Origin of the sequence: Staphylococcus pettenkoferi, from assembly GCF_002902685.1 — a bacterium.
GTDB lineage: Bacteria > Bacillota > Bacilli > Staphylococcales > Staphylococcaceae > Staphylococcus > Staphylococcus pettenkoferi.
Genome location: NZ_PPRN01000025.1, coordinates 1 through 7,607, shown reverse-complemented (window position 1 = coordinate 7,607; position 7,607 = coordinate 1). Strand labels below are relative to the sequence as shown.

The following is a 7,607-nucleotide window of genomic DNA, read 5'->3' as shown; positions in this document are numbered from 1 at the left end:
GTAAATTAATAGTTAAAATTATATTTATCTTTGGAATTTAAAGTTTATAGCTTTTTCTTCAAAATATATTCATTACTATATTGTAAATAGCACAAAAATAACTTAAACTAATTGTATAAGTTTTTGGGGAAGCGTTTTCGATTGTGAAACAAAATTTAAGCTAAATTTACATAGAGTATAAATAATTAAAATTGAATTAATAGCGATATGCTAGTGTGGCCTTCAATAGGGATATGAAGTATAGATAATCAGCAATCTTTTCAACCGATTAGATTGCCTAGCGGAGTATCTTCTTTTTGGTGAAATTGTAAAAAATGTAACCAAAGGAATTTTAAGAAAGACTGACACTAGATTTTTTTATGTCTTTAACGCACCTAAAATCGACCTATGTGTCAATACAACTTAATGAAGAGAGGGACGTAACTTGGTATTAATCATAATCTGTGTAGGATTAATTCTCTGGCTTGGTATCGTCGACAAGCGTAAACATGCGAGACGGCTAGAGAAGATTCCGGTTCGAATTAACATCAACGGCATTCGAGGCAAGTCCACGATCACTCGCTTGATTTACGGTATGTTACGTGAAGATGAGTACCGTGTGATCGGAAAGACGACAGGTACGGATGCACGTATGATGTATTGGTTTACACCACGGGAATATCCTGTCTATCGTAAACCGCAAGGCGCTAACATAGGGGAACAGCGCGATATTATTCGCAAGGTAGTCAAACAGAAAGCCAACGCACTCGTGAATGAATGTATGGCAGTAAATCCGGACTACCAAATTACTTTCCAGAAGGATTTAGTTAAAGCGAATATTGGCGTCATCGTTAATGTCATGGAGGACCATATGGATGTTCTAGGCCCAACATTAGATGAGGTCGCACAAGCCTTTACAGCGACGATTCCTTACAATGGTCATCTCGTAATCATGAAAGATGACTATACTGACTTTTTCATCAAAGAGGCTAAGAAACGACATACCACACCGATTGTAGTTGATAAGAATACAATCTCAGAAGACTTCTTACGTCGCTTTGACTATCTCGTCTTCCCAGATAACGTCGCAATAGCTATCGGAGTGGCAGAGGCATTAGGTATCGACCAAGAGACGGCTGAGCGAGGCATGTTGAATGCACCACCGGACTCGGGCGCGGTCAATATCGAGTACTTCACTGCTAACAATACGACGAACGTCTATGTCAATGCTTTCGCTGCCAATGAGCCGCAGTCTACGAAAGCGATTCTCAACAAAGTGGAGTCTTACAACTATCCTTACACCAAGAAAGTGGTCATCTTAAACTGTCGTGGCGATAGAGTCGATCGTACGCGTATGTTCGCGGATAACTTTATCGCTGAAGTTGATTACGACACGTTAATCTGCACGGGTAAAAGTACGCAACTCGTAACTGAAATCATGCGTTCACAACCCGATAAGAAATATTTAAACTTCGAAGGTCATGATATCCATGATGTCGAAGAAGCGGTGTTACATGAAGCACAGAACGCACTCATCTTCTGTGTTGGTAATATTCATGGACATGGTAAACAAATTGCCCAATATATAGAAAGGATAGGAAAATAACATGATAGGTTCAGAATTATATTTCTCATTATTTGTCGGCATCGTACTCAGTCTCATCTTTGCCGAAAAATTTGGAATTAATCCAGCTGGGCTCGTAGTTCCAGGTTATTTAGCACTCATCTTTGATCAACCCATAATGTTACTTTCAGTGCTCGTCATCAGTTGCATTACATACTTTATCGTCAATCATGGTATCAGCCGTGTCGTTATTCTATATGGACGTCGTAAGTTCGCAGCGATGATCTTAACAGGTATGGTCATGAAGTTTATCTTTGATCTCATCTATCCGCTCACACCCTTTGAGATGGTCGAAATGTCAGGTATCGGGGTAGTCATCCCTGGTATCATCGCTAATACAATTCAGAAACAAGGTGCAGTCATCACACTATCCACGTGTATGTTACTCACTTGTATCACGTATGTCATTCTCTTCTTCTACAGCTTTATTAGTTAGTGAGGGTCAGTTATGAAGGATAAAAAATTTACAATTTCTGAACGCGTCTTAAAGTGGACGAAGAAGACGAAGAAATATAACTTTATCATTATGATAACAATCACGATTATTGCTGTGTTGCTGCTCATCTTTGCGATGACACGACAAACCATTGAACCTGTGAAAGGTATGGCTAAGAAGAATGATGACATACAAATGACCTATTTAGGTAACGTGAACTTAGATAAACATATGCGGATGCAAGATTTAGATCATGCTTTCGGAGCACTTAAAGATGTGCTTAAACAGAGTGACTATTCCACAGCAAGCCTTGAAACAAGTAAGCTTGCTGGCGATCAGAACGAGAACATCAAGAAGAATATCGAGAACATTATGTCCTTGAAGAAACTGAATTTGAAGACACTCAATCTTGTGAATGACAAGTTAGATAATAAGCAAATCCAAGAGTTGAATAAAAGGATAGAAGCTCAGACAGATTATAACTTTTTAACTGGTAACGGCTCTAACCTGATCAACAGTAAAGCAGTTCAACAAGATATTAAAGGCAAGAAAGTGGCTACCATCTCACTGACAGATACAAGATCAGACTATACAGATTCCTTAAAGAATACATCTTCTATCAGTATGGAACCACGTATTTTTATCCCGCTCATCAAGAAGTTGAAAGACCAGAATGATTACGTGGTTGTCAACGCAGACTGGGGAATTCCTAACGAGAAGCAAGTCACGACAAGACAACGTGAATTTGCGCATGCGATGGCAGATTCAGGCGCAGATGTCATCGTAGGTCACAATAGTGTCGTTCAAGAAATAGAACAATATAAAGGTACGGATGTCTTCTATAGTCTGGGTAATGTCACAGCTGAAGGTTTCTTGTCTAAGACGAAACAAGGTTTAGCAGTTCAACAGAATTGGAATGGCAAACATTCTAAATTCAAGTTAACACCAATTAAGACTAAGGGTGGCGTTGTCTCAGAAGCGAATCCAAATAAAGTTGAAGAACGTAAACTACTGAATAATATTCAAACGAAAGATGTGAAGTTGAAGAAAGAGAACGGAGGTTACGTCTATGAGAACTAAAGAGAGATGGGTCTATATCGCAATCATTGCTATCATTGTCGTGATCTTTCTCATGGTTACTTTTGCGAAAGCGAACGAAGGACTCGATCATTATGAGAAGCAAGATATCCAAATCGAGCGCCAACAATATCTATCTAAAGGAGCCAGCTAAGTATGTCAATGTATAACAAGAAATTTCTCATTGTAGTCTTAGCGCTTGTTATTGTCGTCTCCTTTATCTTCTACTTTGTAACTAAACCAGACAGCTACAACAAAGACGACCTTTACGAGAATAAGATTGCAGACCATAATCAGAACTATTCTAATAAGAACTACGGCGTGGCAACGAATAACCCTATCGCACAACGTGTTGGAGAGAAGATTATCAACGATGGGGGTAACGCGGTAGATGCTGCGATTGGTGTCTCTTACGCCTTAGCAGTTACAGAACCTCACTCCTCCGGTATTGGTGGTGGGGGCGCCATGTTGACTTATGATGGTAAAGAGAACGACGAGCCAAACCAATATCAATACAAAGACATCTCCTCTTACGATTACAAGCAAGGGGATCAAATTGGTACGCCAGGCTTTGTGAAAGGGATACACGAAGTTCACGATAAAGAGGGCAAGATGGATGAGAAAGAGATCTTAAACCGTGTCATCCCATTAGCGAAAGATGGTTTCGAAATCGATTCTGAGCTTGAGCGCAGCTTGAAACTCTTCGGTGATAAGATTGACCGCGATACACCATTCTTCAACGATGAGAAGACGAAGCGTCAAGGTGACGTTGTTAAACAGCCTGAGCTAGCGAAGACGTTAGAAGGTATCAGAGATCATGGGCCAGATTACTTTTACGATAAGGTAGGTAAAAGTATTTCCAAGCAGCTCGATGATAAATTGACAGAGAAAGACTTTAAAGACTACAAGCCAGAACAAAAAGACCCTGTCAGCACGACGTATCTCAACAATAAAGTTTATTCAGCGTCTAACCCACTCGGTGGAACGTTAATGTTACAAGGATTGAAGATTGACGAAAGTATCAATGACTCGCCGACATTAAACGATCGAGATGACTTTATTCAAAACATTATTGATGCGCGTGACTTGATGTATCGTAACCGTGATATCGTTAATGGCAACGATGCGGACTATAGCCAATACTTATCTCAAGATTACATTTCTGGAGAGCTTCAGAAGATTAAAGCAGGCAACGGCTTTGACAACATCTTCTCAAATGACATTGAAACGATGTCTACCACTCACTTTGTGGTCATTGACAAGCAAGGTAAGATGGCTAGTACGACAAATACATTATCTAGCTTCTTTGGCTCCGGTAAGTTTATGAAAGAAGGCTTCTATATGAATGACTCACTGTCAAACTTCTCTCAATCCGAAGCCAGTCCAAACCACGGCGAACCACATAAACAGCCGAGATCCTTTACTGCACCATCCATTGTCGTAGGTCCTGACTTCTATCTCGGTATTGGTACACCTGGTGGTAACAAGATTCCTACGACAGAGAACGAAGTCCTTATCGATTACTTACGTGGTCAAGGCACATTGCAACAATCTATCGATAAACCACGTTTCTACAACGACGGTGATACGATTTATTATGAAAATGCGATGAAGAAAAGCGACATTGAAACATTCGAACGTATGGGCTATCAAACAGAAGAGAAACGTAACGATCCAAACTTTGGTAGTATCCAAGCCGCATCATTCAATAAGAAAGATAAACGTGTAGAAATTGGTCACGATGTAGGTAATAGGTAGGAATAAAATAATCGCAATACAAATCCCCCGTCATTTGATTATGGCGGGGGTTAACTATTGAAAAGTATCTACCACACAAATACAAAGCCACACCCAACGCAAGGTGTGGCTTTATTCATTGTTAACCATTTTCACTACTACTGCGACTAGGCACCACTGAATTCCATAAAGTACGTAGGAAGATGGCGATAACGACGAGCGCACCGACATAACCTGTAAATTGATAAACAGTAGACACAAGTTTGTCGAAAGGTAACATTCCACAAAGAATAAAGATGATACCGAGTGCTACAGTGAGTGTGTAGTTAAATGATTTTGGAATGAATTTCAAGAATTCATTTTTAACTAACCAGAACATCGGAGCTGTCGTAGAATATATACCGAGTAGAATACATACTGAGAAGATGACAGCCACGATAGGTGAAATCGTCTTACCTAGATAAAGTACAGGAACTTGTAGGTGAAAGACGTGATGTGCGTGTGCTAACATCGCTAGAATCATAAAGACGACAGTCAACATCAAGCCACTGGCGCCAACGAATGCTGTGAGGCCAGCTTCTCTCTTGCTCGTGGATTGGCGACCCAGTTGAGTAAAGAAGATTGTTCCGGCTAAGATATTATAGCAGAAGAACAATGCACCAGATTGCCACCAAGAGTGCGTCGGACGCACTTGTTCTGCCAAGTGTGGCATATTATTCAATGACGGAATATTGCCAATATTTTGTAGAAAAACGACAAGACAAATACCAATCGTTAGAACGACGATTACAGGGCCTACTGTGCCGATGATATCAACGAGCTTGCGTAGACCCAGGATTACCGTAATCATCGCGATGAAGCCCATTCCTAGAATACCAACGAGATTAGGTAAATGGAATTGTTGTGCGACGACTGCACCTGTTCCTGCGATAGTGATGACTACGATGCTAAATAAGAAGAGTATTGTAAAGTATTCGATGATCGTTCCAAGTATATTGCCACAATAATATTTAAAGATATGACCTGGTTGTTCAAGTTGTAAATCATGACCTTTAATCATTAAAGTTGATCCTAAGAAACAGAATAAGAGTGCACTCACAATCGCTGCGAATATACCATAAATTCCAAACGAAGCGAAGAATTGCATCACTTCTTGTCCTGTTGCAAATCCTGAGCCGATTAAGTATGCAATGTAAGCGCCGCTCAATTTAAACACATTACTTACACTTACTTTCTGCATCTAATACCCCCAATGTTTGATTTAAATTGTCTTACCATCCTTGTCCAGAAATTTCATAATTATCGAGTTCGCCGTTAGTGAGCTTCTCAAATGCTTCCTCTAAGACATCAAGTGCTGTGTCGAGTTGTTCGTAAGTGATGACTAATGGTGGTTGGAAGCGGAGTACATTTCCTGCGACAGCGATAACGATAACGCCATGATCGAACGCGTAGTTACAGATCTTTAAGGCTGCTTCGTTATCTCGTGTCTTAGCTTGGCGATCTGATACGATGTCGATGCCGATAGATAAGCCTTTACCTCTGATGTCGCCGATAAAGTCGTATTGTGCTTCCCACTTATCCATACGTTTACGTACGTAAGCGCCTTTTTCTGTACTAGCAGTCAATAACTCTTCATCCTCAATCATTTGTAAGGTAGCTAAAGCTGCTTCACAACTTACTGGATTGGCACCTGTCGTAAAGAGGTGAGCCGGTGCATCGAGTGTGTTCATGATTTCTTCTCTACCTACGACTGCTGACATTGGTAAGCCGCCTGCGAGAGATTTACCATAAGAGATTAAATCCGGTTCGATGTTGTAATGTTCTACAGAACTCCAAGTCCCTGTTCGTCCGAGCCCTTGTTGTATGTCGTCTACTGCGAGTAAGATACCGTTCTCGCGACATAATGCTTGAAGTGCTTCGAAATAACCGTCCACCGGTTCAATGAGTCCACCATCGCCTTGAATCGTTTCAATCATGATACATGCGACCTCATCAGCCGGTACATATTTATTGAACATCTCTTTGAGTGGTGCTAAGTATTCCTCTACAGTACCTGGTTCTGAATGTTCAAACATGCCGCGATACTTATCTGGAAACGGTATATGGTAAAAGCCAGGCACGAGTGGCGCATATTTTTTACGCATATTTAAACTGATCGCCGATATTGATAATGCCCCGTAAGGTGAACCATGATAAGCGTTTGTAAAGCTAATGATGTAAGGTCTACCCGTGTAACCCCGTGCTAACTTGATGATACCGTCATTCGCATCTGAGCCTGAAAGTCCAAATAAGACACGTTTCTCAAAGTCACCTGGCGAGATTTCACATAACTTCTTACTTAACTTCACTAATGGTTCGTGATACATGTAAGCAGGTGTGTAATGGATGAAGCGGTCCACTTGTGCTTTGATCGCTTCCGTTACTTGTTCAGGTGCATGTCCTACATTCTGAGAGCTTGCGCTAGCGAGTAAATCAATATAAGATTTCCCATCGACATCTGTGAGGATGGCACCCTTTCCTGATTCAATAGCTAAAGGATAATATTTGATACGTCCCGGTTTCGCAAAATACTTGCTGTCTTCTGATATTAATGATTGTGCTTTGCTCATAATTAATTCCTCCCCGTAATATGAAGTCTATCGGTTAGTTAAAAATGCTGACTTCATTAGATAACTGAGTTAAGTCCCTTAAGTTATTATCAACTTCTATCTCCTTTGTCTGAAAATTGAAATAGCTTATAGATATGAATATACT

General features: G+C 40.5%; 7 protein-coding genes. 5 read left to right on the top strand and 2 right to left on the bottom strand.

Annotated features, from left to right (window positions below):
- Positions 1-424 precede the first annotated feature (424 nt).
- Genes pgsB through CD126_RS05530 form a run of 5 tightly spaced genes read left to right on the top strand, consistent with a single transcriptional unit; the run spans position 425 to position 4,874 of the window.
- Positions 425-1,585 (top strand): poly-gamma-glutamate synthase PgsB, encoded by a 1,161-nt coding sequence (pgsB, locus tag CD126_RS05545; protein WP_049408214.1) that lies wholly within the window; start codon positions 425-427, stop codon positions 1,583-1,585.
- A gap of 1 nt (position 1,586) precedes the next feature.
- Positions 1,587-2,039, top strand: a complete 453-nt coding sequence (pgsC, locus tag CD126_RS05540; RefSeq protein WP_103370161.1) for a poly-gamma-glutamate biosynthesis protein PgsC — start codon at positions 1,587-1,589, stop codon at positions 2,037-2,039.
- A 12-nt stretch (positions 2,040-2,051) separates the two neighbouring features.
- On the top strand, positions 2,052-3,119 hold the full coding sequence (locus CD126_RS05535) for a CapA family protein (protein ID WP_049408215.1): 1,068 nt from the start codon (positions 2,052-2,054) through the stop codon (positions 3,117-3,119).
- On the top strand, positions 3,109-3,270 hold the full coding sequence (locus CD126_RS12110; RefSeq protein WP_002473102.1) for a hypothetical protein: 162 nt from the start codon (positions 3,109-3,111) through the stop codon (positions 3,268-3,270). The genes CD126_RS05535 and CD126_RS12110 overlap by 11 nt, the downstream gene beginning before the upstream one ends.
- A 2-nt stretch (positions 3,271-3,272) precedes the next feature.
- Positions 3,273-4,874 (top strand): gamma-glutamyltransferase, encoded by a 1,602-nt coding sequence (locus CD126_RS05530; protein ID WP_103370160.1) that lies wholly within the window; start codon positions 3,273-3,275, stop codon positions 4,872-4,874.
- 121 nt (positions 4,875-4,995) lie between these two features.
- On the opposite strand, the gene CD126_RS05525 is transcribed toward CD126_RS05530, so the two are convergent.
- Together CD126_RS05525 and CD126_RS05520 are read right to left on the bottom strand one after the other, a co-directional pair.
- The gene (locus CD126_RS05525; RefSeq protein ID WP_103370159.1) at positions 4,996-6,093 is read right to left on the bottom strand and encodes a YkvI family membrane protein; all 1,098 of its coding nucleotides are present in this window, start codon (positions 6,091-6,093) and stop codon (positions 4,996-4,998) included.
- 31 nt (positions 6,094-6,124) lie between these two features.
- A complete protein-coding gene (locus tag CD126_RS05520) occupies positions 6,125-7,462 on the bottom strand; it encodes an aspartate aminotransferase family protein (protein WP_103370158.1) in 1,338 nt (445 codons plus the stop codon).
- Between the last annotated feature and the right edge of the window lie 145 nt (positions 7,463-7,607).

Coding starts and splice junctions, on each gene's coding strand:
- CD126_RS05520 (WP_103370158.1), bottom strand. CDS start 7,462: ATGAGCAAAGCACAATCATTAATATCAGAAGACAGCAAGTATTTTGCG.
- CD126_RS05530 (WP_103370160.1), top strand. CDS start 3,273: ATGTCAATGTATAACAAGAAATTTCTCATTGTAGTCTTAGCGCTTGTT.
- CD126_RS05525 (WP_103370159.1), bottom strand. CDS start 6,093: ATGCAGAAAGTAAGTGTAAGTAATGTGTTTAAATTGAGCGGCGCTTAC.
- CD126_RS12110 (WP_002473102.1), top strand. CDS start 3,109: ATGAGAACTAAAGAGAGATGGGTCTATATCGCAATCATTGCTATCATT.
- CD126_RS05535 (WP_049408215.1), top strand. CDS start 2,052: ATGAAGGATAAAAAATTTACAATTTCTGAACGCGTCTTAAAGTGGACG.
- pgsC (WP_103370161.1), top strand. CDS start 1,587: ATGATAGGTTCAGAATTATATTTCTCATTATTTGTCGGCATCGTACTC.